The following is a 22,556-nucleotide window of genomic DNA, read 5'->3' as shown; positions in this document are numbered from 1 at the left end:
TCAGATCGTGCCGTTCGCGCGCAGCGCATCGATATGCGCGCGGTCGTAGCCGAGTTCGGCGAGGATCGCATCGGTATGCTGGCCGAGCGCCGGCACCGCATCCATGCGCGGCTCGACGCCGCCGGGCAGCCCGGGCGGCAGCAGCGCGGGCACCGGACCGGCCGCCGTATCCACGCTGCGCCAGCGTTCGCGCGCGTTCAATTGCGGGTGCCGCCACACGTCGTCGAGCGTGTTCATCTGCGCGTTCGCGATGCCGGCCGCGTCGAGGCGCTGCATCACGTCGGCAGCCGTCAGCGTCGAAAAGGCCGCGACGATCAGCGCATCGACCGCCTCGCGCGCCGCATGGCGTTTCGAATTCGCGTTGAAGCGCGGGTCGTCGGCGAGCGCGGGTTGCCGCAGCACCTGTTCGCAGAACAGCTTCCATTCGCGCTCGTTCTGCAACCCGAGCATCACGGTCTTGCCGTCGCCGGCCGCGAACGGGCCGTACGGGCAGATCGTCGCGTGCGACGCGCCCGACGGCGCGGGCGGGCTTTGCCCGTCGATCGCGTAGTAGAGCGGATAGCCCATCCACTCGACCATGCTCTCCAGCATCGACACGTCGATCCGGCATCCTGTGCCGGTCCGGCCGCGCATCAGCAGCGCGCTCAGGATGTTCGTGTACGCGTACATGCCGGCCGCGATGTCCGCGATCGAGCAGCCGGCCTTCGCCGGTTGCCCGGGCGAGCCCGTGATCGACAGGAACCCGGCTTCGCTCTGGATCAGCAGGTCGTAGGCCTTGCGGTCGCGATACGGGCCGTCGTCGCCATAGCCCGAGATGTCGCAGACGATCAGGCGCGGATGCGTGTCCTTCAGCGCGTCGTAGCCGAGGCCGAGCCGCTCGGCCGCACCCGGCGCGAGATTCTGCACGAGCACGTCGGCATCCGCGAGCAGCGCGTTCAGCACGGCGGCCGCGTCGGGCTGCTTGACGTCGAGCGTCAGGCTTTCCTTCGAGCGGTTCACCCAGACGAAATGCGACGACAGCCCGTGCACGCGTTCGTCGTAGCCGCGCGCGAAGTCGCCGCTGCCGGGCCGCTCGATCTTGATCACGCGCGCGCCGAGATCGGCGAGCTGGCGCGTGCAGAACGGCGCCGCGATCGCATGTTCGAGCGTGATCACCTTGATGCCGTCGAGTGGTCTCATCGTCGGCCTCCGTCAGAACGAGCGCGGCAGGTCGAGGATGTGCTCCGCGACGTAGGCCAGGATCAGGTTGGTCGAGATCGGCGCGACCTGGTACAGCCGCGTCTCGCGGAACTTGCGCTCGACGTCATATTCGCATGCGAAGCCGAAGCCGCCGTGAAACTGCAGGCAGGCGTTCGCCGCTTCCCACGACGCGTCGGCCGCGAGCAGCTTCGCCATGTTCGCCTGCGCGCCGCACGGTTCGTGCGCATCGAACCGGCGCGCGGCGTCGAAGCGCATCAGGCTCGCGGCCTCGACGTTCACGAACGCGCGCGCGATCGGAAACTGCACGCCCTGGTTCTGCCCGATCGGGCGGCCGAACACGACGCGCTCCTTCACGTACTGCGACACCTTGTCGATGAACCAGTAGCCGTCGCCGATGCATTCGGCCGCGATCAGCGTGCGCTCCGCGTTCAGCCCGTCGAGGATGTACCTGAATCCCTGCCCTTCCTCGCCGATCAGGTTCTCCGCCGGAATCTCGAGGTTGTCGAAGAACAGCTCGTTGGTCTCGTGATTGACCATGTTCGGGATCGGCTGCACCGTCAGCCCGCGGCCGACGGCCTCGCGCAGGTCGACGAGAAAGATCGACATCCCCTCCGATTTCTTCTTCACGTCGGCGAGCGGCGTCGTACGCGCGAGCAGGATCATCAGGTCCGAGTGCTGGACGCGCGAGATCCACACCTTCTGCCCGTTGATCACGTAGCGGTCGCCGCGCCGCTCGGCGGTCGTCTGGATCTTCGTCGTGTCGGTGCCGGTGGTCGGCTCGGTCACGCCCATCGACTGCAGGCGCAACTCGCCGCTCGCGATCTTCGGCAGGTACGCGCGCTTCTGCCCGGCCGAACCGTGGCGCAACAGCGTGCCCATGTTGTACATCTGCCCGTGGCACGCGCCGGAGTTGCCGCCCGAGCGGTTGATCTCCTCCATGATGATCGATGCCTCGGTGAGGCCGAGGCCCGAGCCGCCGTATTCCTGCGGAATCAGCGCCGCGAGCCAGCCGGCCTTCGTGAGCGCGTCGACGAACGCGTCGGGATAGCCGCGTGCTTCGTCGATCTTGCGGAAATATTCGCCGGGAAACTGGCTGCACAGGTCGCGCACCGCTTCGCGGATGTCCTGGTACGGGTCGTGTTGCGTTGTCTGCATGTCCGTCGTCGATGAATGAAGTAAAGCGCGTCAGGCGAGGGTCGCGGTGGCCTGCATCGTCAGCCAGCCGTCGCGGTCCTTCGCCCACAGCTCGATCGTGCGACCGTCTTCCGATGGCTTGCCGCACAGCGTGAACGGCTCCCCGTCGAAGGTCGGGCGCACCGCGCGGAACGCGAAGCTCGCGAGCGTCGCGTCCGGCCGTTCGCGGTGCACGAGATCGACGAGCAGCGTCGCGATCAGCGGGCCGTGCACGACGAGCCCCGGATAGCCTTCTTCCTGCGTCACGTAGCTGCGGTCGTAGTGGATGCGGTGGCCGTTGAAGGTCAGCGCCGAATAGCGGAACAACATCACGGCGTCGGCCGTGACGATGCGCGACCACGTTTCGCCCGCGGGCGCCGCGACCGGCTTCGGTGCGTTCGCGCCCGGCTGCGGCGCATCGCGATAGACGATGTCGTGCTCTTCCTCGACGCACAGCGCGCCGCCGGCTTCGATCCGGTGCAGCACCGTCACGAACACGAGCCGGCCGCTGCGGCCCGTCTTGTCCTCGAGGTTCGCGATCGTCGATTCGCGCGTCGCATGCTGCCCCGCGCGCAGCGGCGCATGGAACGTCAGCCGGCCGCCGGCCCACATGCGGCGCGGCAGCGGCACGGGCGGCAGGAAGCCGCCGCGCTTCGGGTGGCCGTCGGGGCCGACCTCGGCCAGCGGCGCAACGGGCAGGAAGTAGAGCCAGTGCCACATCGGCGGCACGACGTCGCCGGGCGGCGGGCGGTCGAGCGTGGCGGCCAGCGCGTTCAGCGGGAACGCGGTGATGTCGTCGCCGAGCGTTTCGGTCTTGCCAAGCCACGCGTCGAGCGACGCGGGGACGGGGGACTGCGGGGATGAGGTCGACACGTGGGGCGTCTCCGGTGTGCTTGCCATGGCCCTAATATGCACGCCGCGCACCGTTTCGCGAAGTCGGCTTTCCCGAACCGGGGCTTCGAATTTGCTTAACGCGCGCGGCGCTGCTCCGTCCTGCCGGACGATTCTCGTCTGACTATTCAATATAGTCGCCGCGCCGGCCGCGCGCGGCTTCCGGCCGCCAACCTTACAGCTTGACCGCCGCCGGCACGCCGCCTAAATTGCTTCAGACGGACCGGCCACGCCACGAGCGACATGTCATCCGGGTGACAAAAAACGATAGTTTGCTATCGAATGTTTTTGCCCCTATCATCTCGCCCATGACCAACCTGCACGACCTCCGTCTCGCCGTCAGCAGCCTGCTCGTGACGTCCGCGCGCAAGTGGCGCCGCACCAGTGACGGCGTGCTGAACGCGTACAACGTGTCCGAAGCCTGCGCGACGCCGCTCCTGATCGCCGGGCGTCTCGGCGAAGGCGTGCGGCAAGGCACGCTCGCCGAACACGTCGGCATCGAAGGCCCGTCGCTCGTGCGCCTGCTCGACCAGCTGTGCGCGGCCGGCCTCGCGCGCCGCGACGAGGATCCGCACGACCGCCGTGCGAAAACGATCTCGCTGACGGCCGCCGGCCGCGCGGTCACCGCGAAGATGGAAGAAGACCTGCGCGCATTGCGCGCGCAGGTGCTCAAGGGCGTTTCGCGCGCCGATCTCGAAACGACGCTGCGCGTACTCGACGCGTTCAATGCGTCCGAATCGCACTCGCCCGCCACGCGCACCTTCCACGCCGACGACTCCGCGTCATGACCTATCCGAGCCTTCGCGACTGGCTGTTCTCGGGCAAGACGTTCGCCGCGTCGATGCTCGCGCTGTACCTCGGCCTGTATTTCCAGCTGCCGCGCCCGTACTGGGCGATGGCGAGCGTCTACATCGTGTCGAACCCGTTCGTCGGCGCGACGCGCTCGAAGGCGCTGTACCGCGCGCTCGGCACCGCGCTCGGCGCGGCCGCCGCGATCTTCTTCGTGCCGCCGTTCGTCGAGACGCCGCTCCTGTTCAGCATCATCGTCGCGACCTGGTGCGGCACGCTGCTCTACCTCGCGATCTCCGACCGCACCGCGCGCAGCTACGTGTTCATGCTCGCCGGCTATACGATGCCGCTGATCGCACTGCCGACCGTGACCGATCCGTCCACCGTGTTCGACGTCGCGATCGCGCGGACCGAGGAAATCGTGCTCGGCATCGTGTGCGCGAGCGTGGTCGGCAGCGCGGTGTTCCCGAACCGGCTCGCGCCGACGCTGATCGAGCGCACCGACGCGTGGTTCAAGGACGCCGCGTTCTACGGCCGCGAAACGCTGTCGGGGCACCTCGCCGGCAAGGCGCTGTCCGCGTGCCGGCAGCGGCTCGCCGCGACGATCACCGGCCTCGAGTTCCTGCTGAGCCAGTTGGGCTACGACCATGCGCACCCGCGCATCCTCGCGCGCGCGCAGGCGCTCGCGGGCCGGATGCAGCTGTTCCTGCCGCTGATGTCGTCGCTCGCCGATCCGCTGATCGCGCTGATGCGCGACCTGCACGTGCGCCCGCCCGCGCTCGACGCGCTGCTGGCCGATGCCGCGAAGTGGTTCGACGCGCCGCTGCCGGCCGTGAAAACCGGCACCGACGGCGACATGACCCACGATCCGGTCGCGGACAACCTGCGCGCGCGCATCGCCGCGCTGCAGCCGCCCGACAGCGCGCTCGCGAGCTGGGACGGCGCGCTGATGTCGAACGCGCTGTGGCGGCTGCGCCAGGTGATCGACATCTGGCAGGACTGCCGCTCGCTGCGCGCGCTGATCGCGAACGAATCGGGCGTGTGGCAGCCGCGCTACCGGCACTGGCGGCTCGGCGGCACCGAACGCTTCTTCGATCGCGGGATGATGGCATTCTCGACGCTGACGGTCGTGCTCGCGATCGTGTTCGCGTGCTGGCTGTGGATCTCGTCCGGCTGGCACGACGGCGCCGCCGCCGTCACGCTCGTGGCCGTGTCGTGCAGCTTCTTCGCCGCGCTCGACGAGCCCGCGCCGCTGGTGTTCAAGTTCTTCCTGTCGACCGCTGCGAGTGTCGTGTTCGCGGGGCTCTACCTGTTCGTCGTGCTGCCGCACGTACACGATTTCGCGATGCTCGTGCTGATGTTCGCGGGCCCGTTCATCCTGATCGGCACGCTGCTGCCGCGCCCGCAGTTCAACATGGTGACGATGCTCGTCGCGGTGAACACGGCCACCTTCATCAGCATCCAGAGCGCATACGAGGCCGATTTCTTCGTGTTTCTGAACAGCAACCTCGCGGGCGTCGCCGGGCTGCTGTTCGCGTACGTGTGGACGCGCGCGACGCGGCCGTTCGGCGCGGAGCTCGCGGTGCGGCGCCTGCTGCGCTCGGGCTGGGAAGACGTCGCACGCTCCGCGTCGACGCAGCCGCTCGACGACCAGCGCAACCACGCATCGCGGATGCTCGACCGCGTCACGCAGCTGCTGCCGCGTCTCGGCGCGTCCGACGATCACCGCCACCCGTCGATCGAAAGTTTCCGCGACCTGCGCATCGCGCTGAATGCGCTCGACCTGCGCCGCTCGCGCCGCCGGCTGTCGGGCGACGTGCCCGACGCGATCGATCGCGTGCTGGCCGGCGTCACCGATCACTACACGCGCTGCGCGACCGCGAACGCGCGCCAGCCGGCACCGCCCGCGCTGCTTGCGACGATCGACGACGCGCTGCACCGCGTGGCCGGCCACAACCTGCCGGGCGCCTCCGCGGCACCGGCCCCGACGGACGACGGCACGCCCCCCGCTGCCCCCGCGACACCGACCACGCCCGCGACGCATCGCCGGCTGCGCGACACGCTGCATGCGCTCGTCGGCCTGCGCCTGTCGCTGTATCCGGCTGCGGCCGGGCAGGCGCCGCAGGCACCGGACGGAGCGCACGCATGATCCGGCTTTCCACCCTGTCCTTCCAACCGCGACCATGATCGGCGAAATCGACATCTTCGGCGTGTTCGTGCCGGCTCCGCTCGTGCTGATGCTGATCGCCTACCTGATCAACATCGTCGTGCGCGCGGTGCTCGAGCGCGTCGGCTTCTACCGCCTCGTCTGGCACCGTTCGATCTTCGACCTCGGCATCTACGTGTTCGTGCTTGCCGCCGTCGTGATCGCTTCCCACCATCTCGTGGCTACCTAACGTGAAAAAAACCTGGCTCTCGGCAGGGCAAATCCTGCTCACCCTGATCGTCGTCGTCGTGGCCGGCCTCGTGCTGTGGCGGATCATCAACTACTACATGTTCTCGCCGTGGACGCGCGACGGGCACGTGCGCGCCGACGTGATCCAGGTCGCGCCGGACGTGTCGGGTCTCATCACGGCGGTGCAGGTCGCCGACAACCAGGAGGTCAGGCGCGGCCAGGTGCTGTTCGTGATCGACCAGGCGCGCTACACGCTCGCGGAGCGGCTTGCCGAAGCGACGCTCGCGCAGCGCCGCGCGACGCTGGCCCAGGCGAAGCGCGAATACGCGCGCAACCTGCAGCTCGGCAACCTGGTCGCGAGCGAGCAGGTCGAGGAAAGCCGCACGCGCGTCGAACAGGGCGAGGCCAGCGTCGCCGATGCGCAGGTGTCGCTCGACACCGCGAAGCTGAACCTGCAGCGCACGACGATCGTGAGTCCCGTAGACGGCTACCTGAACGACCGTGCGCCGCGCGTCGGCGAATACGTGCCGGCCGGCCGCGCGGTGCTGTCGGTGGTCGACCGCAATTCGTTCCGCGTCGACGGCTACTTCGAGGAAACCAAGCTGCGCGGCATCCATATCGGCCAGCCGGTCGACATCATCGTGATGGGCGAGCCGCATACGCTGCGCGGCCACGTACAAAGCATCGTCGCCGCGATCGAGGATCGCGACCGCACGCAGGGCGCGAACCTGCTGCCGAACGTGAACCCCGCGTTCAGCTGGGTGCGGCTTGCGCAGCGCGTGCCGGTGCGCGTCGTGCTCGACGAGGTGCCCGACGATTTCCGGATGATCGCGGGCCGCACCGCCACCGTGTCGATGCGCGGCGACGATACGCGCCGCCACGACCACGCGCAGCCGGCTGCCGGTGCCAGCGCGGCCTCCGTGGCCGCGCCGGTCTCTACGGCATCCGGGGCAGTCGCGAGCGCGGCGGGAGCATCGCAATGAACAGGCACGATCTGCGCCTCGCGGCGGCGCTCGCGCCGCTTGCGCTCGCACTCGGCGCGTGCAAGTCCGTCGGCCCCGACTACACGCTGCCGCAGCAAGCCTATGTGAATGCGCCGCTCGCGAATCACGCGCTCGACGATGCAAACGGCACGCTGGTATCGCGCGACGCGGTGCCCGGCAACTGGTGGCAACTGTATGACGACCCCGTGCTCGACGCACTCGTGCGCGATGCGCTGAAGTCGAACACCGACCTGCGCGTCGCCGCGGCCAACCTCGCGCGTTCGCGCGCTGCGCTGGAAGTCGCGAACGAACAGGGCGGATTCTCGGGCGGCGCCGAAGCCGCCGTTCAGCGCGCGCAGGAATCGGCCGAGCAATACCTGCTTGAAAACAAGCTGCCGGTCGTCAACGAAGGCACGGTCGGCATCAACGTGTCGTACGAAATCGACCTGTTCGGCAAGCTGCGGCGCGGCGTCGAAGCTGCGCGCGCGGACAGCGACGCCGTCAAGGCCGCGGGCGACCTCGCGCGCATCACGGTCGTCGCGGACGTCGTGCGTGCGTACGTCGAATCGTGCTCGGCCGGCGACGAGCTCGCGATCGCGAAGCAGTCGCTCGCGCTGCAGAAGCAGCGCGTCGCACTGTCGCAGCGGCTGCGCGATGCCGGACGCGGCAACCAGACCGACGTGACGCGCGGCGTGACGCAGGTCCGCACCCTCGCCGCCGACATCCCGCGCTTCGAGGGCCGTCGCAAGGTCGCGCAATACCAGCTCGCCGCGCTGCTCGCGCGCTCGCCGGCCGACCTGCCGAAGGCTGTCGCCGAATGCGAGCGCCTGCCGGCGCTGCGCCAGCCGATTCCGATCGGCGACGGCGCGGCGCTCCTGCGCCGCCGCCCCGACGTGCGCGAGGCCGAGCGGCAGCTCGCCGCCGCGACCGCGCGCATCGGCGTGGCGACCGCCGCGCTGTATCCGTCGATCAGCATCGGTGCGTCGGCCGGCTCGGTCGGCGTCGCAGCCGACCTGTTCTCGTCGACGACGAATCGCTGGTCGTTCGGTCCACTGATCAGCTGGTCGTTCCCCGTCAACGGCCAGCGTGCGCGCGTGCGCGAAGCGGAAGCCGCGACGGGCGGCGCGCTCGCGCACTTCGACGGCGTCGTGCTGAATGCGCTGCGCGAAACGCAGTCCAGCCTCGCGACCTATGCGGCCGACGTGCAGCGCACGGATGCGTTGCGCACGGCCTACGAATCGGCGCGCAGTTCCGCCGACGAAACACATCGTCTCTATGCTGCCGGCCGCGAATCGTTCATTTCCGATCTCGATGCGACGCGCACGCTCACCGGTGTACGCGCGCAGGTCGCGGCGGCCGAAGGCCAGGTCGCGGCCGATCAGGTACGACTCTTTCTCGCGCTCGGCGGCGGCTGGGATGGCGATGGCACGGCGGCGGCACAGGACGTTCGCCCTGCCGCCGCGAATGCTGCCGCGACACCCGCCGGCAGCACATCGTCACGGTAGCGTTATTACCTCAAGTACATAACGCAGGTGCGGCGAAATGCCCTGTGGTGGCGGGTTTTCCTGATTCGCGCCATAGCATTCGGAGCGCGACGGGCACCCGCGTTGACGGTAAACTGGTCGATGCATTTTCATTCATCTACCGTTGCCGCTCCGGCAGCGGCATCACTCGGAGAGTCATCATGCGAACCAGCGCACGCAACCATTTCGCCGGCCAGGTCAGCGCCGTCAAGCCCGGTGCCGTCAATGACGAAATCACGCTCCGCACGCAGGACGGCCTCGACATCGTCGCCGTGATCACCCACGGCAGCGCAGCATCGCTGGGCCTCGCGGCCGGCACGAAGGCGTTCGCGCTCGTCAAGGCATCGTCGGTCATCGTGATGGTCGACGTCGACAGCAGCAAGGTGTCGGCACGCAACTGCATCGCGGGCACCGTCGCGTCCGTCGCGAAGGGCGCAGTCAACTCGGAAGTCGTGATCAAGGCCGCAGGCGGCGCCGAAATCGTCGCGATCGTCACCAACGACAGCGTCGATCGCCTCGGCCTCGCGAGCGGGACGGCCGCCGCCGCGATCTTCAAGGCATCGAGCGTCATCGTCGGCGTCGAGTGATCGCGTGACGATCACGATGACGATCCGTCGTGCGCCGCACCGGCATGCGGCCCGATCGTCGTCAGGATGCGCGCGATGACGGCCACGTCCGGTCGCACGCATGAACAGGCGTTGCAGTCGCTGCTGTCGGCAGCGGCCCACGCCGGCTCCGCCGATGCGCGCCTGTTCGGCGCACTCGTTGCGGCACGCGCGTGCCGCAACGAACTTTCATTGCTGGGCCTGTCTCCTGCCCGGTTCGCCGGCCTGCTCGCCCGGCAATTTCCGCACCTGCCCCCCACCGACACCGCTGCGTTCATGCCGACGGTCGCGCTGGCACTGCTGCCCGCCAGTCACTCGGCATTCGTCGCGACACTGCACGCACGGTTGATGGACGACGCGAATCCCGCGGTCGCGCGCGACGATGCCGACTGCCTCGCCTCGATCATCGCGCATGCGTGCCTGCGCCCCGATCACCTGTGGCGCGATCTCGGGCTCGACGGGCGCGATGCGGTATCGGCAATGCTCGATCGCTTTTTTCCTGCGCTCGCCGCACGCAACGTCACCCCGCTCCGCTGGAAGAAATTCCTCGCACAGGAAGTGGCCGCATCGCTCGGCATGCCCCCGGGGCCCGCACCGGGATGCCCGGGCTGCGAGGATTTCGGCTTCTGCTTTCCTCACACGCAACGGTCATGACAGCGGCTCGCGCCGCCCGCACCTGATTCATCGCATCGCCAGCCAGAGAACACGCATCGACCGGCATCCGGTGCCGGCCACCCGCCGGTCGCCATCCCATAAACGGTGACCTTGCGATGCGTATCATCCGTCCCGCATCGTGCCGTCAGTGCCGATGCCGGTGATGAATGTCCGGAAAATGCGCATGGCTGTGCGTGATCGGCAGATGCACGTGCGGATGCGTGTGCGGTTCGTCGCCGTCATACGCGAAGTCGTGCGTATGCTGGTGATGTTCGTCGTGCCGATGCCGATGCGTATGCGCGAGCCGCTCGTGCGCATGCGTGTGTTCGTGCCGTTCGCGGACGTGCAGCCAGATGCCGAGCGCCATCAGCGCGGCAGCGATCCAGAACGTCGCGGGCGGCAACGCGGGCCAGATCAACAGCGACAACACGACGCCGAACAGCGGCGCGATCGAGAAATACGCGCCGGTGCGCGCGCTGCCGAGATGACGCAGCGCGACGACGAACAGCACGAGGCTGATGCCGTAGCCGCCGAGCCCCGTCAGCATCGCCGCGGCCGTGACGGGTATCGCGGGCAGCGTCGCGCCGGTCGCCAGTGCGATGCCGATGTTCACGGGCCCCGCGATCAGTCCTTTCATACACGCGATGACCATCGCGTCGTTCGCGGCAACCTTGCGGGTCAGGTTGTTGTCGATCGCCCAGCATAGGCATGCGCCGACGATCAGCAGCGCGCCGACCGACACGCCGGCCCGGCCCGGCGTCCACGACAGCAGCGTGCCGCCGGTGACGATCGCGACCATGCCGAGGAATATCTGCGTATCCACGTTCTCGCGAAACACGACCCATGCGATGACGGCCGTCAGCACGCCTTCGAGATTGAGCAGCAACGCGCTCGTCGCCGCCGGCGTGCTCGACAGCCCGAGCATCAGCAAGGCCGGGCCGGCCACGCCGCCCGCCGCGATCGCGCCGGCCAGCCACGGCAGGTCGGCACGCTGGAGCGGCGCGGCATCCGCAGCCGGCGCGCGACGGCTGCGCCATCCACGAAGCAGGATCCCGATGCCGAGCCCGACGCCGCTGCCGAGATAGAAGAGGCCGGCAACCATGAACGGCGACATCGCGCCGACCAGCGCCTTGGCGAGCGGAGTCGCGGCACCGAACAGCGCGGCGGCGGCGAGCGCGACGAGAATCGCGGAATGTCTCGAGTTCATGATCCGGTTTGAATTGACGTTGAAAACTGGGCGTGGCTTCGGGTGTGCCCGCGGCCGGCAGCCGTTACCTTTCGGAATGCAAGCTGCATCGCGCCGGCCGACTTGCCGATGGCCCGACGATCCAGTCGCGATTATCGCGCGCCATCATGTCACGGCGTCCGGCCGGGATCGTTCACGCGACAGGTGGTGATTTTCCATTCATATATTTCGGAAAACGAAATATATGAATGGAACCGATATGTATTAAGGCATACGAATCATTTTGACGAACACGAAAAAGCGGAAACGTATTGCGCGCGGCATCACTCGACGAACGTTCTTCGTCCATTCGCGTGATCAATTCGATGTAGGAGGGAGTGACCGGTAGCTCAGACGCCGGCGGAGGCAGTCCCGACCTGCCTCTGGCGAGGCAGGCCGGTCTGTTGTTGCGTGCGCTGCAGGCGGGGACGCGTCGTGCGGTCGGCCGCAGCGCGGCGAGGATTACTCGTTGCCGGCCGCTTGCTGCTCGGCTTGCTGTTCGACCTGCGGGGTGGCGTCGGTTCGCACCTTCGCTTCCGCTTCGACTTCCGCCGGTTGCGGCGCGGCAACGGCCTCGGCCGGCTGCTCGGCCTTCGGCTGCTGCGGCGCACCCTTGGCTGCCTGTGCCGCACCCTTGCCCGGGCGGCGAGACTTCAGGCGGCGCGCACGCGCTGCATCGTCATGCGTCACGCGCCCTGCCTCGTTGCCCTGCAGGTCGACACGCACCGCGTCTTCGATGAGGCACGACCAGTAGCGGTTGCCACGGCACCACGTCGACATCGCTTCGCGCAGTTCGGCTTCGCTGAGGCCGACGGCCTGCGCTTCACGTGCGAGATCGTCCCAGATGCCGACCTTGAGCGGCACTTTCGGGGCCGGATTCTTCGGGAACGCGCGCGGAAACTTCCGTTGCAGTTTGCCGATCGCGACGATAACCGGATCGACCGGCGCCGACGGCTTCGCCGAAGCAGGCTTCGCACGCTGCTGCGGCTTGGCGCCGGCACCCGGCTTCGCACCACGGGGCGGCTGGTCGCCGGACTTCGGCTTCGTGCCGGTGTCCGCCGGCGCTGCCGGCCGCTTCGCGTTGCGCTCCTGCTTGGCCTTCGCTGCGAGCTGCGCCCGCAATTCGGCAAGTTGTTCAAAACCCATAAAATTCAATCCACCAGGAATATAAGGTGTGGTTCGTGCGGCCATGCCGCGCGGCACAAAAACTTCGCCGCCATACGTGCAGCCCGTCTGCCACCGATGCGGAACACTACGGGGCCGCATCGCGCACGCCACTCTGTTTTCAGGCACCCGGCCACGATGCCGGACAAGGCAGGAGTGGAAGTATACCGGTACGCGCGGCGGCCGGTTGACTCGCCGGTCTGCATTGGCCCGATTCGGCAAGCCGGAAATGCGTCCGCGCGGTCGTGTTGCGCATTATAGGGATACGCCTCCGAAAGTCACGCCGTTCGCGGCTGCCGGCGGAAATCGGGCCAGGCCGGGCCTCGGTCCGCGCCGACGCCTGAGGTGCGGTTTTCCGCGCGACGGACATCGCGCATCACCGCGTCGCGCGTAAATCGCACCGGATCGGCGCAACGTCACGCGAAGCCTGCTCGCCCCTGGATGGCGCCCGCACGGCGCGCGACTCGTTGCGTACGCATCGATCGCGTGGCGGACGAAGATACCGGAAAGTGCGTAGTATGGCCGGATCGACGTCGTCGGCAGCGTCTCTCGCCTGTTTCACTGCACACCCGGTCAGCCGGCGATTTCCCGTTTGCCAGCGAAAAGAACCGGTTACAAGAAACGGAGCGGATGCATGGTTTCCCACGACACCCCCTCGCACGACGGCATCGTGCGCGAGGAGATTCATCATCGGCAGATCGACATGCGCGGCTATCGCCGCAGCGACGGCCTGTTCGAAGTGACAGCCTGCCTCGCGGACCGCAAGACCAGCGATTTCACGCCGCCGGGCGGCACGCGGACGGTCATGGCGCTGTCGCCGATCCACGATCTCGGCGTGACGCTGGTCTTCGACGCCGACATGGTTGTCCGGGCCGTCTCCACGTTCATCCGCTCGCATCCGTATGCGCAGTGCCCGGGCGGCGGCGACACGCTGCAGGCGCTCGTCGGGCTGAACATCGGCGCCGGCTGGAACAGCGAAGTTCGCAAGCGCCTGCCGTCCTGCGACACCTGCACCCACCTGAAGGAATTGCTCGGCCCGATCGCCACCACCGCCTATCAGACGATGGTCGGCATGCGGCGATCGTCGCTCGACTACCGCGACAGCGAAGGCAAGCCGCTCAAGATCGACAGTTGCCACGCGTACGGCGCATCGCGCGATCTCGTGAAACGTCTTTGGCCCGAATATCACCAGCCTGCGGGCACGGCGAAGGGCAGCTAGGACTGCGTGCATTCGACCCGCTCCGTGTCCGTGGAATCGGTGCTGCTCGAGCAGCAGCGGATCGACCTGCGTCACGTCGACGGCCGCGGCGCCGGTCGTCAGAAAACGCCCAGCGCGAGGCCCGCGGCAAGGCCCGCCCCCAGTTCGGCGCAGCGCGCGAGCGCGTCGCCGTCGATCGTCTTCGCCGCGAGGATACGCTCCGGCGTCTGCGCATGAGTACAGACGATCAGGCCAGGAGCCACGTTCTTCAGCCGCCATCCGGTCGCGATCCGGTCGATCTGGCGCAACGCGTTCTGTCCGTCGCTTCCCGCGCAGATCATCGCCGCATACGGGCGCCCGTTCACGCGATCGAGTGCCGCGTAGTAACAGCGATCGAAGAAATCCTTCATCAACCCGGACATCGCCGCGAGATTCTCCGGCGTCGCAAACAGGTAGGCGTCGGCCGCCAGCACGTCGTCCGGGCTCGTCGCATCCGCGCGCTGCAGCCGGACGTCGACGCCGGGTTGTTCACGCGCCGCGCCGGCAGCCGCTTCGGCCATCTGTTGCGTGCCTCCGGTCATCGTGTGATAGACGATCAGCAACGTCTTCATCGGTAGTCGCTCGTGTTCGGCTTCAGGTACGCCGGTGGCATCGCCGGTTTCCGCTCGACGCCCGGTCGTCACGTGTGAGCGTCATGTTGCGTTCGTTTTCCCCGATCGGGCAGTTTGCCCGCCTGTCGGTGCCGCGCGCATCGCGGCGGTTTCGATTTGCACCGACGTCCGGGTGCATCCGGATGCGCGGTCAATCCTGCGGGCGATGCGATGCGCCCCGGTCGGACGGTCGCGCATAGTACGCGAGGAACATGTCGGCCGCCGATTCCGCCACTTTCTGCTGCTCCTGCGCGTTGAGCGGCGGCTGGCCCATCGTGATCTGCGGCCAGAACGCGAATGCCTTCACCACCCCATGCAACTGATGCGCGGCGAACACCGGATCGGTTACCGACAGGCACCCGGCCGCCGCGGCCTCGCGCACCCAGACCGTGACGTCCTCCTCGCGCTCGCCGAGACGCTCGACCATGTCGCGTACCCGGTCAGGCGAATGGATGACTGCGCCGATCGCGACGCGCGCGAGCGCAAGAAACGCCTCGTCGCTCAGCAGCCGCATTTTGCGGTCCAGCAACGTGAGCAGTTGTTCGCGCAGCGGCACGTCGGCGCGATAGCTCGGCGAACTGCCGGTCCGCGTCGCCTCCCACAGCTTGTTCAGGATCGCGGCGAACAGCGTCTCCTTGCCCGGGAAGTGGTTGTAGACCGTGCGCTTCGACACGTCCGCGCGCGCAGCGATGCGATCCATGCTGGTCGCATCGTAGCCCGCCGCGAGAAATTCCTCGATCGCCGCGTCGACGATGGCCGCGCGCTTTCGATCGGTCAGGCGCTGGGGGGGAGTGCTGGTATCCATGTGGAAATTTTACACCGGACAGTTTACTTATCCTGAAAATAAACTACACTGTCCAGTGTACTTTATTCACCGGACGAACCGACATGGCATCGCCTCTCGTTTTGATTCACCGCATTCTGGGTTTTGCGGCCGCCCGACGCGGCCGCACGCTGTCCGGCGGTTCGCCGCAGCATAATGGCGAGCGCTTCGCCAATGTCGCCCCGCGTCCCGCCGAAGGCTTGGGCAAGACGCTGGGGATCGCCTGGAACATGCTGGTCAACAAGCCGCGCAATACCGTGCCCGCCGGCACGCTGCCCGTCGATTCGCTGACCCGCGCGGAACTCGACGCGGCGCCCGATCGCAGCCTGTACCGGCTTGGCCATTCGACGCTGCTGCTCAAGCTGCGCGGTGAATTCTGGCTGACCGATCCCGTGTTTGCGGAGCGCGCGTCGCCGTTTCGGCGCATCGGCCCCAAACGCTTCCATGCGCCGCCGATCGCGCTGGCGGATCTTCCGCCATTGCGCGGCGTGATCCTGTCGCACGATCACTACGATCACCTCGACCGCGATACGGTGCTCGCGCTTGCTGCCACCACCGAGGTGTTCGTGACGACGCTGGGCGTCGGCGACCGCCTGATCGAATGGGGTATCGATGCGAGCAAGGTCCGCCAGCTCGACTGGTGGCAGAGCGTGGACGTAGCCGGCCTGACGCTGACCGCGACGCCCGCCCAGCACTTTTCCGGGCGCAGCCTATTCGACGGCAACAGCACGCTGTGGGCGTCGTGGGTGATCGTCGACGACGACCTGCGCATCTTCTTCAGCGGCGACACGGGCTATTTCGACGGGTTCCGGGAAATCGGCGAGCGCCTCGGGCCGTTTGACATCACGCTGATCGAAACAGGCGCTTATGATGCGCAATGGCCGTACGTGCACATGCAGCCCGAAGAGACCGTGCAGGCACACATCGACTTGCGCGGACGCTGGCTGATCCCGATCCACAACGGCACGTTCGATCTCGCGATGCATCGCTGGCAGGAGCCGTTCGAGCGCGTCACGGCGCTGGCGATCGTGCGCGGCGTCGAGTTGTCGACACCCAGGATAGGTGAGCGCGTCGATCTCGATGCGCCCCATCGCGGCGAGCGGTGGTGGCGCACGGTCGACGAGCACGCGGCAACGCCGGCAGCGAAATCGCGCCGCTGGCAGCTTTGCGCGTCGCAGGCGACGAAGTAGATCCGACAGTCGCTGCACGCGCCTTCCGGAAGTGCGGCGATGCCGCGATTCCGGAAGGCGTTTTCGTTGCTGGAGCCCCAACATGTCGACGGCGTGCCCGTCGACCCGATTACCCGAGTAGAGAAACCATGCATCCGGCACCCGTCCGATACATTCCCGGCCAGCGAAACGACGACGACGCCATCGCTGTACTCAACCAGGCACACCACCGGTCGCCCCGCGATAGCCGCGAGAGCGAGCTGCGGCAGACGCTCGCCGAGCGCGTCGCGAGATGGACGGAGGGTGTCGACCACGTCACCACCGCCATTCCCAATCTGAGCTTTCATCGAAGGGAAGCACCGACGGAGCCGATGGAGTGCATGGTCGAGCCGAGCTTCGGCCTCGTCGTTCAGGGCACGAAGCGGGTCTTGCAGAGCGGCGATGCCTATATCTACGACACCAACCGCTTTCTGATCACGTCACTTGATCTGCCCGGATCGACGCAGGTCATCGAAGCCAGCCGCGAAAAACCGTTTCTTGGGCTCGGCCTCAAGCTCGATTTTCGCGTCATGGCCGAACTGATGATGCAGGTCGCACCGGATCACGACGATGCGCCGGCAGGCCGCGGCCTTGTCGTCGGCGACATGACCGAGCCGCTGTACGACGCACTGAACCGGTTGCTGGCGTTGCTCGACGACCCGAGCGCCATTGCCGTTCTCGCACCGTACGTCGAGCGGGAAATCTACTATCGCCTGCTGACGAGCGACCAGGGCGCCCGCCTGCGGCAGATCGCATCCGCCGGCAGCCAGTGCAACCGCGTGTCGCGCGCGATCCGGTGGTTGCGTGCCCACTATGACGAGTCGCTGCGCGTCGACGATCTCGCGGCGCAGGTTCAGATGAGCAGTTCGACCTTCCATCACCACTTCCGCCAGCTCACCGGCATGAGTCCGCTGCAGTATCAGAAATGGATACGGCTCAACGAGGCACGTCGACTGATGCTGTCGGAGCGACTCGACGCCGCGTCTGCGTCTTTCAGGGTCGGGTATGCGAGCCCGACCCAGTTCAACCGCGAATACAGCCGGTTGTTCGGCAATTCGCCGCGGAGGGATATCGATAGCCTCCGCGGCAGAGCGGACGTCGTTCTGTCGATCGCGGCCAGTTATTGATCACGGATCGGCGGTAGCCGAGTAACGTGCCGGATTGGCGGAATCTTCGGCGTGACCGGGTGGATTGGCTCGTCACGTGCGGGATCGGCTCGAGCTGGCGCGGCAGGATGCGTGCTTGTTCCCGGCCGAGGATGGTTTGCTCGGCATCTGCCGGAACAATCCGTTTGAATATCGAACGCCGGCTGGTGTGCATCGACATTGGCCGAATACCCGGGCTTGCACGCATCGATCGACTATCGGTGGACCATCTCAAGTCTGCCCACCCTCGGCGGGGCAACGATCTCGCTTCGCCCTTTGAGCGCATCGAGGCGGCGCACTCCGAATTTCCGCCCGCAGATCCCGAGAGTTAATTTCTCGTGATGCTCTGTCTGCAACTCAAGGAATCAGGCGACTTGCGTGTGCGTTGTCACGTGACAACTGGCGCCGAATACCTGTCCATCAGGTGCTGGTTTCGCGGCTCGATCGCCTCGACGATGCACCGATCAGGCAATAGATCGCCCCCCAGTGATCTGTCGACGACCCCGGTGCATTTCAAAAACTACGAATCACGTATTAAATGAGACAAATATCACCACCTCTGGGCCACTCGACACGAGCCAGAAGCGAATAGGTCATGCGCCCCCATTTCCGCAGGCGATTTCGTCGATTTCGCGTGAAACAACATGAAGAATATGGCGCAAGTCATTGCTGGACAAGGATTTACAAGAATGCCCCATTTCTCGAAAATGTTTCACGACCCGACCCGTTTGCGTCAACACATGATCCTGGGCGCGTGAATCCAGCCTAAATCACGGCTCAAATGCGCCGGGACGCGCATACAGCGGCAGCTCCACTCTACCAACCGGGCTGAATACGGGCGATCGAACCACACCCCTCCCCTGCTGGCCAGCGCATGAGTAACGACGAATCTTGAAGACCTCATTAAATAGGGTCACATCATTGCACCACAATTCCTTCTTTGCGGATGCTCTCGCCGCTTGCGACCGGCACGACAATCATGTGCCATCGCAGGAACGTAGTGGCGCTCAGCGAGCGTGGGTTCTGACAAGCAGAACGAATATGCCTCTCTATCTCGCCCCACGGCGCACCTTCCACGGGTAAATCGAACGGCCGTCATTTCGCCTCGTTGCTAGAGCTATCGAGATTCCGCCCCCCTGTTGTCACGTGACAACTCACCAGCCGACTCCAATGGCAAGCCGCATTACGCGATAAGTCATCGGCGCCAACTTTCATTCAAGTCGACCGGCCGGCTTGCTCTCAGGATTCTTCAATTGCTACGTCTCTTGAGACTTTCGCAGTCGCTGGTATCGGCTAAGGACTGTGCCGGTTGTCACGTGACAACTCATCTCGCGACACGCCTGCTACCGATCGCATATCTGCCGTTGAAGTGATGTCTTCGCAATCCAGCCTTCGCATGAATCAACGACTTTCCCCGCGACCGCATCGCACCTGGAATCGATTTCCGCGACTTGTCACGTGACAACTGCCCGTTTCAACCGCATCTGCAACATCAATAAATCAGATTCGCGATGGGATTCTCAGGCGCCAAAGGAGCGTTGGTCACTCGATCTCTACAAGTCACATTCGTTATTGACGTAGGAACAGTCGAATTTTCTTGGGCTCGCGACATGTCTTCTTCAAACCATGGGTAGGAATTCTATTTTTATAGATATCTATTCACGACTCGCACGCTAGCCATTCGGCTCACTTGTCACGTGACAACCACATTGATCATCAAAACTTCCATCGCATCGAATGCCTTTCTGGACATTTCGACGATAACTGCATATATTACGTAAAACTCCGTGGAGGAATTTAATGGCTTTCAAGATCGCCGTCAGTAATCAAAAAGGTGGGACTGGAAAGACAACCATCTCCGTCAACATTGCCGCCGCGTTCGAAGCCGGCGGCAACAAGGTCGCGCTGATCGATGCCGACCCTCAAGGCACTTCCGTCCGTTGGGTCACGAGCGGCGAGAACACGCTGCCCATGACGGTGCTTTCGCTGGCCCCCGCCGGTCGGGGCATCGGCGGCGAGATCAAGAAGCAGGACGCGAACTTCGACGTAATCGTCGTCGACTGTCCCGGCAACCTCGAAGATCCGCGTATTGCATCCGTTCTCGAAGTGGCCGACTTCTGCCTGGTGCCGCTGTCGCCATCGCCGGCCGACCTGTACAGCACCGTCGCGATGATCCGCATGATCGAATCGATGCGCGCCGTTCGAAACCCTAATCTTTCTTCCGCATTGATGCTGAATAGTGTCAATGGAAAAACTAAAATGCGTGAAGAAATTTTAAAAATTCTAAGAGCTGAAGAAATAGGGGAGCATCTGCTCGACAGCCAGATCGCGCAACGCGAGGTCTATCGTCAGACGTTCGCGCTCGGCACCACGATCCATCACCACAATCGATACCTGAAGGGCCTGAAGGAAGCTCGCGCGGAAATCGAAAGGCTGGTCACGGAAATGGCCCAATACATCGCGTCGACGCGCGCTACCGGAGCCGCCCATGGCTAAGGACACCTCGAAAGACAAGAAGCCGACCGGCAACCTGCATCTCGCAGCCGGCCTGCTGCGCGGGCTCGCGCAGGAAAATGCCGCGCTCGAAACGCGGCTGCCCGAGCCGGTGGCCGCACCGGCTGCCGCTGCCGAAGCGGCGCCCGTCAGCCCCCCGGCCGCAGCCGCGCCCGCCGGTACGACCGATCTCGGCGCGCCGCAAAAGGTGCTGGTCAAGGACTGCATCCCGAACCCGTTCAACCCGCGGGTGTTCTACTCGGAGTCGAGCCTGCACGAGCTCGCACTGACGTTGAAACGGGAAGGGCAGATCGAACCGATCAAGGTCACGCGGCTCCCCGAGTTTCCCGGCAAGCTCGTCGTGATCGACGGGCAACGCAGGCTGCGCGCGACGAGCATCAACGGCGACGAGACGATCAACGCCACGTTCCGCACGGATCACACGCCGGAGCAGCTCTACACGATCGCGTATCGCGCGAATCACGACCACGAACGGCAGACGATCTTCGACGATGCGGTCGCGTGGAAGCGTCTGCTCGACGAGAAGGTCTTTTCCGACCAGAACACGCTGGCCGAAAAGATCGGCAAGGACAAGGCGTCGATCAGCAAGACGCTGTCGCTCAATGCGCTGCCGAACACGCTGCTGGAGCGGATGGCCAGCGCGAACGACGTGGTCGGCCTGCAGGCAGCGTACTTCCTGAAGCTGATCTTCGAACGCCTGGGCGAGCCGACGGCCGACCGCTTGCTGACGGCCGTCATCGACCGGAAAAAGTCGGTCCGCGATCTCGAGAATTTCCTGCGTGCGCAGAGCGAAGGCAACAAGAAGGCGGGCCGCACGCGCTACAGCGTGCGCCACGACTTCGCGCTCGAATCGCGAGCGATCGGCCAGCTGAAGACTTATCCGGACGGGCGTCTGGATCTGCAGCTCAAGGGCGTCGATGCATCCCATCAGGAAGCGCTCGCCGACAAGCTCAAGACTGTCATCGACGCGTACGTCGCGGATCTGGCCGCGGCCGCGCCAAAGTAAGCACCACAAACAGAAGGCCTCGCCTCCGGGTTGCGCCGCGAAGCCGGACCACGACTGCGTCCGGCCAACGACATCCCGGCTGCGAGGCCTCGTTCAGTTGCCCGCGAGACTGCTCTTGAGCAGGAATTCCAGCAGGTCGTCCGAGGTCGGTTCGCCCCAGGTATCGAGTGCGAGCCATCGGAAGAAGCTGGTCTGCGCAAGCTTGCTCGCCTTCTTCTTCGGCGACAGCGTCAGGTCCTTCGAACCCGCCACCGTCTCGTTGTAACGCTCGATCAGCTTGGTCTGGTCGTCGATCTCCAGCTCGCGGAAATACGCGCCGGCTTCCTCGACCTTCGCCGCCAGATACTTGTCGCGAATCTGCTCCTGCTTGCTTTGCGCGGATTCCTTCGCCGGTGCGGCCGCTTCGCTTCCCTGTCCGTCCGCCAGCGTGTAACCGTGCGTCAGCGCCTTGCGGAAGTACGCGGCCACGTTGTCGACCGGCGCCGCATTCTTCTTCGTAGTCCGATTGAGCGTATAGGCGATCGCCGCCTTGATCCGCTGCACGCCGTATTGCGTGATCAGCCGGCGCGCTTCCGAACGCGGAATGCCGAACTTGGCAACCTCCTCGACCAGCGCTTCGTTCTTGACGTCGCCGTCTTCGACCGTATCGGCGCTCTGCTTGCGCGTGACCTTGAACTGGACGGCTTCCACGCTGCGGCCGGATTTGTGTTCGATCAGCTCGAGCGTGTGATCCGATACTTCGTTCACCTCCTGGATGCACGGCACCAGGACCTTGCTCTTGAACAGCTTGTATTCCTTGTACGACTGCGAGGCCTTGTCCTGGCCGAGAATGAGGTCGCGGAATTTCGGCAGCGGAATCTTCGCGGTGATACCGATTCCTTCATAGCGCACCGTGTTTTCCCACAGCGCAAGCGAGTGCGACCGCCGGAACTCGCGCGCGATCCGCATATCGATCAGCGCGTAGATTTCGGGATTGAGCAGTTCGCTGCGAATCTGGTCGGAGAAGCTGTACTTCAGCACCGATTGCTCGAGCTCGGCGCCTGCAAGCAGGCCCGACGCTTTCCAGACCGTCGATCGGTCGGCTGCCAGGTAGTCCCAGTTGACGACGGTACTGATCAACGAGTTGACCGTGTCCTTCACGTACTTCGTGTTGTTGCTGTTCAACCCGCTCTCGTGCGACAACGATGCGATCGAGATCGAGAAGCTCGTCCGGCCCGGCTCGAACGCCTCCTGCCGAAGCGCATTCTTGATCAGCGAGCTGAACATCTTGCGCTGCTGCAAACCGATCTTTCCCGACTTGGGTGCGATATGAATCGCCTGGACCGCCTTGCGCAGCAAGTCGGGAGGCTCGGGTGTCTGAAACAGCGAAACCTGTTTGTCTGAGCCTTTGCTTGCGGGCTTGCGCGGCAT

General features: G+C 65.6%; 20 protein-coding genes. 12 read left to right on the top strand and 8 right to left on the bottom strand.

Annotated features, from left to right (window positions below; translation table 11 throughout):
* From AC5LXK_RS31980 to AC5LXK_RS31970, 3 genes are read right to left on the bottom strand one after another with little or no spacing between them, the layout of a single operon-like run.
* On the bottom strand, window positions 1-1,179 hold the full coding sequence (locus tag AC5LXK_RS31980) for a CaiB/BaiF CoA transferase family protein (protein ID WP_493394622.1): 1,179 nt from the start codon (window positions 1,177-1,179) through the stop codon (window positions 1-3).
* A 12-nt stretch (window positions 1,180-1,191) separates the two neighbouring features.
* On the bottom strand, window positions 1,192-2,355 hold the full coding sequence (locus AC5LXK_RS31975) for an acyl-CoA dehydrogenase family protein (protein ID WP_493394621.1): 1,164 nt from the start codon (window positions 2,353-2,355) through the stop codon (window positions 1,192-1,194).
* Window positions 2,356-2,385: 30 nt separating this feature from the next.
* Window positions 2,386-3,246, bottom strand: coding sequence for an HTD2 family dehydratase (locus AC5LXK_RS31970; RefSeq protein ID WP_493394620.1), 861 nt, complete (start codon window positions 3,244-3,246; stop codon window positions 2,386-2,388).
* Between the two features lie 326 nt (window positions 3,247-3,572).
* On the opposite strand from AC5LXK_RS31970, the gene AC5LXK_RS31965 reads away from it, so the two are divergent.
* From AC5LXK_RS31965 to AC5LXK_RS31935, 7 genes are all read left to right on the top strand, one after another.
* Window positions 3,573-4,052 carry a MarR family winged helix-turn-helix transcriptional regulator gene (locus AC5LXK_RS31965; RefSeq protein WP_493394619.1) on the top strand — a complete coding sequence of 160 codons (480 nt, stop codon included), beginning with the start codon at window positions 3,573-3,575 and terminating at the stop codon, window positions 4,050-4,052.
* Window positions 4,049-6,202 carry an FUSC family protein gene (locus AC5LXK_RS31960; RefSeq protein ID WP_493394618.1) on the top strand — a complete coding sequence of 718 codons (2,154 nt, stop codon included), beginning with the start codon at window positions 4,049-4,051 and terminating at the stop codon, window positions 6,200-6,202. The genes AC5LXK_RS31965 and AC5LXK_RS31960 overlap by 4 nt, the downstream gene beginning before the upstream one ends.
* 34 nt (window positions 6,203-6,236) lie before the next feature.
* Window positions 6,237-6,449 (top strand): DUF1656 domain-containing protein, encoded by a 213-nt coding sequence (locus AC5LXK_RS31955; protein WP_059241095.1) that lies wholly within the window; start codon window positions 6,237-6,239, stop codon window positions 6,447-6,449.
* A 1-nt stretch (window position 6,450) separates the two neighbouring features.
* Window positions 6,451-7,431, top strand: a complete 981-nt coding sequence (locus AC5LXK_RS31950; RefSeq protein ID WP_493394617.1) for an efflux RND transporter periplasmic adaptor subunit — start codon at window positions 6,451-6,453, stop codon at window positions 7,429-7,431.
* Complete coding sequence (locus AC5LXK_RS31945; protein WP_493394616.1) at window positions 7,428-8,936, top strand: efflux transporter outer membrane subunit; 1,509 nt, start codon at window positions 7,428-7,430, stop codon at window positions 8,934-8,936. Before AC5LXK_RS31950 ends, AC5LXK_RS31945 begins: the two co-directional genes overlap by 4 nt.
* A 179-nt stretch (window positions 8,937-9,115) precedes the next feature.
* Window positions 9,116-9,541, top strand: a complete 426-nt coding sequence (locus AC5LXK_RS31940) for a TOBE domain-containing protein (RefSeq protein ID WP_493394615.1) — start codon at window positions 9,116-9,118, stop codon at window positions 9,539-9,541.
* Window positions 9,542-9,616: 75 nt separating this feature from the next.
* Window positions 9,617-10,213, top strand: coding sequence for a nitrogen fixation protein NifQ (locus AC5LXK_RS31935; RefSeq protein WP_493394614.1), 597 nt, complete (start codon window positions 9,617-9,619; stop codon window positions 10,211-10,213).
* 145 nt (window positions 10,214-10,358) lie between these two features.
* On the opposite strand, the gene AC5LXK_RS31930 is transcribed toward AC5LXK_RS31935, so the two are convergent.
* Together AC5LXK_RS31930 and AC5LXK_RS31925 are read right to left on the bottom strand one after the other, a co-directional pair.
* Complete coding sequence (locus AC5LXK_RS31930; protein ID WP_493394613.1) at window positions 10,359-11,420, bottom strand: DMT family transporter; 1,062 nt, start codon at window positions 11,418-11,420, stop codon at window positions 10,359-10,361.
* 480 nt (window positions 11,421-11,900) lie between these two features.
* Window positions 11,901-12,584 (bottom strand): ProQ/FinO family protein, encoded by a 684-nt coding sequence (locus AC5LXK_RS31925; protein WP_493394612.1) that lies wholly within the window; start codon window positions 12,582-12,584, stop codon window positions 11,901-11,903.
* A 652-nt stretch (window positions 12,585-13,236) separates the two neighbouring features.
* On the opposite strand from AC5LXK_RS31925, the gene AC5LXK_RS31920 reads away from it, so the two are divergent.
* Window positions 13,237-13,821 (top strand): DUF2889 domain-containing protein, encoded by a 585-nt coding sequence (locus AC5LXK_RS31920; protein WP_493394611.1) that lies wholly within the window; start codon window positions 13,237-13,239, stop codon window positions 13,819-13,821.
* Between the two features lie 98 nt (window positions 13,822-13,919).
* On the opposite strand, the gene AC5LXK_RS31915 is transcribed toward AC5LXK_RS31920, so the two are convergent.
* Window positions 13,920-14,411 carry a flavodoxin family protein gene (locus tag AC5LXK_RS31915; RefSeq protein ID WP_493394610.1) on the bottom strand — a complete coding sequence of 164 codons (492 nt, stop codon included), beginning with the start codon at window positions 14,409-14,411 and terminating at the stop codon, window positions 13,920-13,922.
* 190 nt (window positions 14,412-14,601) lie between these two features.
* The gene (locus AC5LXK_RS31910) at window positions 14,602-15,255 is read right to left on the bottom strand and encodes a TetR/AcrR family transcriptional regulator (protein ID WP_493394609.1); all 654 of its coding nucleotides are present in this window, start codon (window positions 15,253-15,255) and stop codon (window positions 14,602-14,604) included.
* An 83-nt stretch (window positions 15,256-15,338) separates the two neighbouring features.
* Here AC5LXK_RS31910 and AC5LXK_RS31905 point away from each other — a divergent pair, with 83 nt between their 5' ends.
* The 4 genes from AC5LXK_RS31905 to AC5LXK_RS31890 all read left to right on the top strand — a co-directional run bounded on the left by AC5LXK_RS31905 (window position 15,339) and on the right by AC5LXK_RS31890 (window position 21,146).
* Window positions 15,339-16,463: an MBL fold metallo-hydrolase gene (locus tag AC5LXK_RS31905; RefSeq protein WP_493394608.1), complete on the top strand. Its 1,125-nt coding sequence runs from the start codon at window positions 15,339-15,341 to the stop codon at window positions 16,461-16,463.
* A gap of 128 nt (window positions 16,464-16,591) precedes the next feature.
* Window positions 16,592-17,608, top strand: coding sequence for an AraC family transcriptional regulator (locus AC5LXK_RS31900; RefSeq protein ID WP_493394607.1), 1,017 nt, complete (start codon window positions 16,592-16,594; stop codon window positions 17,606-17,608).
* A gap of 1,818 nt (window positions 17,609-19,426) precedes the next feature.
* Window positions 19,427-20,122, top strand: coding sequence for an AAA family ATPase (locus AC5LXK_RS31895; protein WP_006759638.1), 696 nt, complete (start codon window positions 19,427-19,429; stop codon window positions 20,120-20,122).
* Entirely contained in the window at window positions 20,115-21,146 is a 1,032-nt protein-coding gene (locus tag AC5LXK_RS31890) for a ParB/RepB/Spo0J family partition protein (protein WP_493394606.1), read from the top strand. The genes AC5LXK_RS31895 and AC5LXK_RS31890 overlap by 8 nt, the downstream gene beginning before the upstream one ends.
* Before the next feature lie 93 nt (window positions 21,147-21,239).
* On the opposite strand, the gene AC5LXK_RS31885 is transcribed toward AC5LXK_RS31890, so the two are convergent.
* On the bottom strand, window positions 21,240-22,556 hold the full coding sequence (locus AC5LXK_RS31885) for a replication initiation protein (RefSeq protein ID WP_493394605.1): 1,317 nt from the start codon (window positions 22,554-22,556) through the stop codon (window positions 21,240-21,242).

The organism is Burkholderia pulmonis, assembly GCF_984667975.1.
This window is presented reverse-complemented; position numbering and strand designations above follow the sequence as displayed.

Excerpts from the sequence above, each read along its gene's own strand:
- AC5LXK_RS31935 (WP_493394614.1), top strand. The coding sequence starts at position 9,617 with ATGACGGCCACGTCCGGTCGCACGCATGAACAGGCGTTGCAGTCGCTG.
- AC5LXK_RS31890 (WP_493394606.1), top strand. The coding sequence starts at position 20,115 with ATGGCTAAGGACACCTCGAAAGACAAGAAGCCGACCGGCAACCTGCAT.
- AC5LXK_RS31895 (WP_006759638.1), top strand. The coding sequence starts at position 19,427 with ATGGCTTTCAAGATCGCCGTCAGTAATCAAAAAGGTGGGACTGGAAAG.
- AC5LXK_RS31885 (WP_493394605.1), bottom strand. The coding sequence starts at position 22,556 with ATGCCGCGCAAGCCCGCAAGCAAAGGCTCAGACAAACAGGTTTCGCTG.
- AC5LXK_RS31980 (WP_493394622.1), bottom strand. The coding sequence starts at position 1,179 with ATGAGACCACTCGACGGCATCAAGGTGATCACGCTCGAACATGCGATC.
- AC5LXK_RS31975 (WP_493394621.1), bottom strand. The coding sequence starts at position 2,355 with ATGCAGACAACGCAACACGACCCGTACCAGGACATCCGCGAAGCGGTG.
- AC5LXK_RS31955 (WP_059241095.1), top strand. The coding sequence starts at position 6,237 with ATGATCGGCGAAATCGACATCTTCGGCGTGTTCGTGCCGGCTCCGCTC.
- AC5LXK_RS31945 (WP_493394616.1), top strand. The coding sequence starts at position 7,428 with ATGAACAGGCACGATCTGCGCCTCGCGGCGGCGCTCGCGCCGCTTGCG.
- AC5LXK_RS31905 (WP_493394608.1), top strand. The coding sequence starts at position 15,339 with ATGGCATCGCCTCTCGTTTTGATTCACCGCATTCTGGGTTTTGCGGCC.
- AC5LXK_RS31965 (WP_493394619.1), top strand. The coding sequence starts at position 3,573 with ATGACCAACCTGCACGACCTCCGTCTCGCCGTCAGCAGCCTGCTCGTG.
- AC5LXK_RS31910 (WP_493394609.1), bottom strand. The coding sequence starts at position 15,255 with ATGGATACCAGCACTCCCCCCCAGCGCCTGACCGATCGAAAGCGCGCG.
- AC5LXK_RS31940 (WP_493394615.1), top strand. The coding sequence starts at position 9,116 with ATGCGAACCAGCGCACGCAACCATTTCGCCGGCCAGGTCAGCGCCGTC.
- AC5LXK_RS31900 (WP_493394607.1), top strand. The coding sequence starts at position 16,592 with ATGCATCCGGCACCCGTCCGATACATTCCCGGCCAGCGAAACGACGAC.
- AC5LXK_RS31960 (WP_493394618.1), top strand. The coding sequence starts at position 4,049 with ATGACCTATCCGAGCCTTCGCGACTGGCTGTTCTCGGGCAAGACGTTC.
- AC5LXK_RS31930 (WP_493394613.1), bottom strand. The coding sequence starts at position 11,420 with ATGAACTCGAGACATTCCGCGATTCTCGTCGCGCTCGCCGCCGCCGCG.
- AC5LXK_RS31925 (WP_493394612.1), bottom strand. The coding sequence starts at position 12,584 with ATGGGTTTTGAACAACTTGCCGAATTGCGGGCGCAGCTCGCAGCGAAG.
- AC5LXK_RS31920 (WP_493394611.1), top strand. The coding sequence starts at position 13,237 with ATGGTTTCCCACGACACCCCCTCGCACGACGGCATCGTGCGCGAGGAG.
- AC5LXK_RS31915 (WP_493394610.1), bottom strand. The coding sequence starts at position 14,411 with ATGAAGACGTTGCTGATCGTCTATCACACGATGACCGGAGGCACGCAA.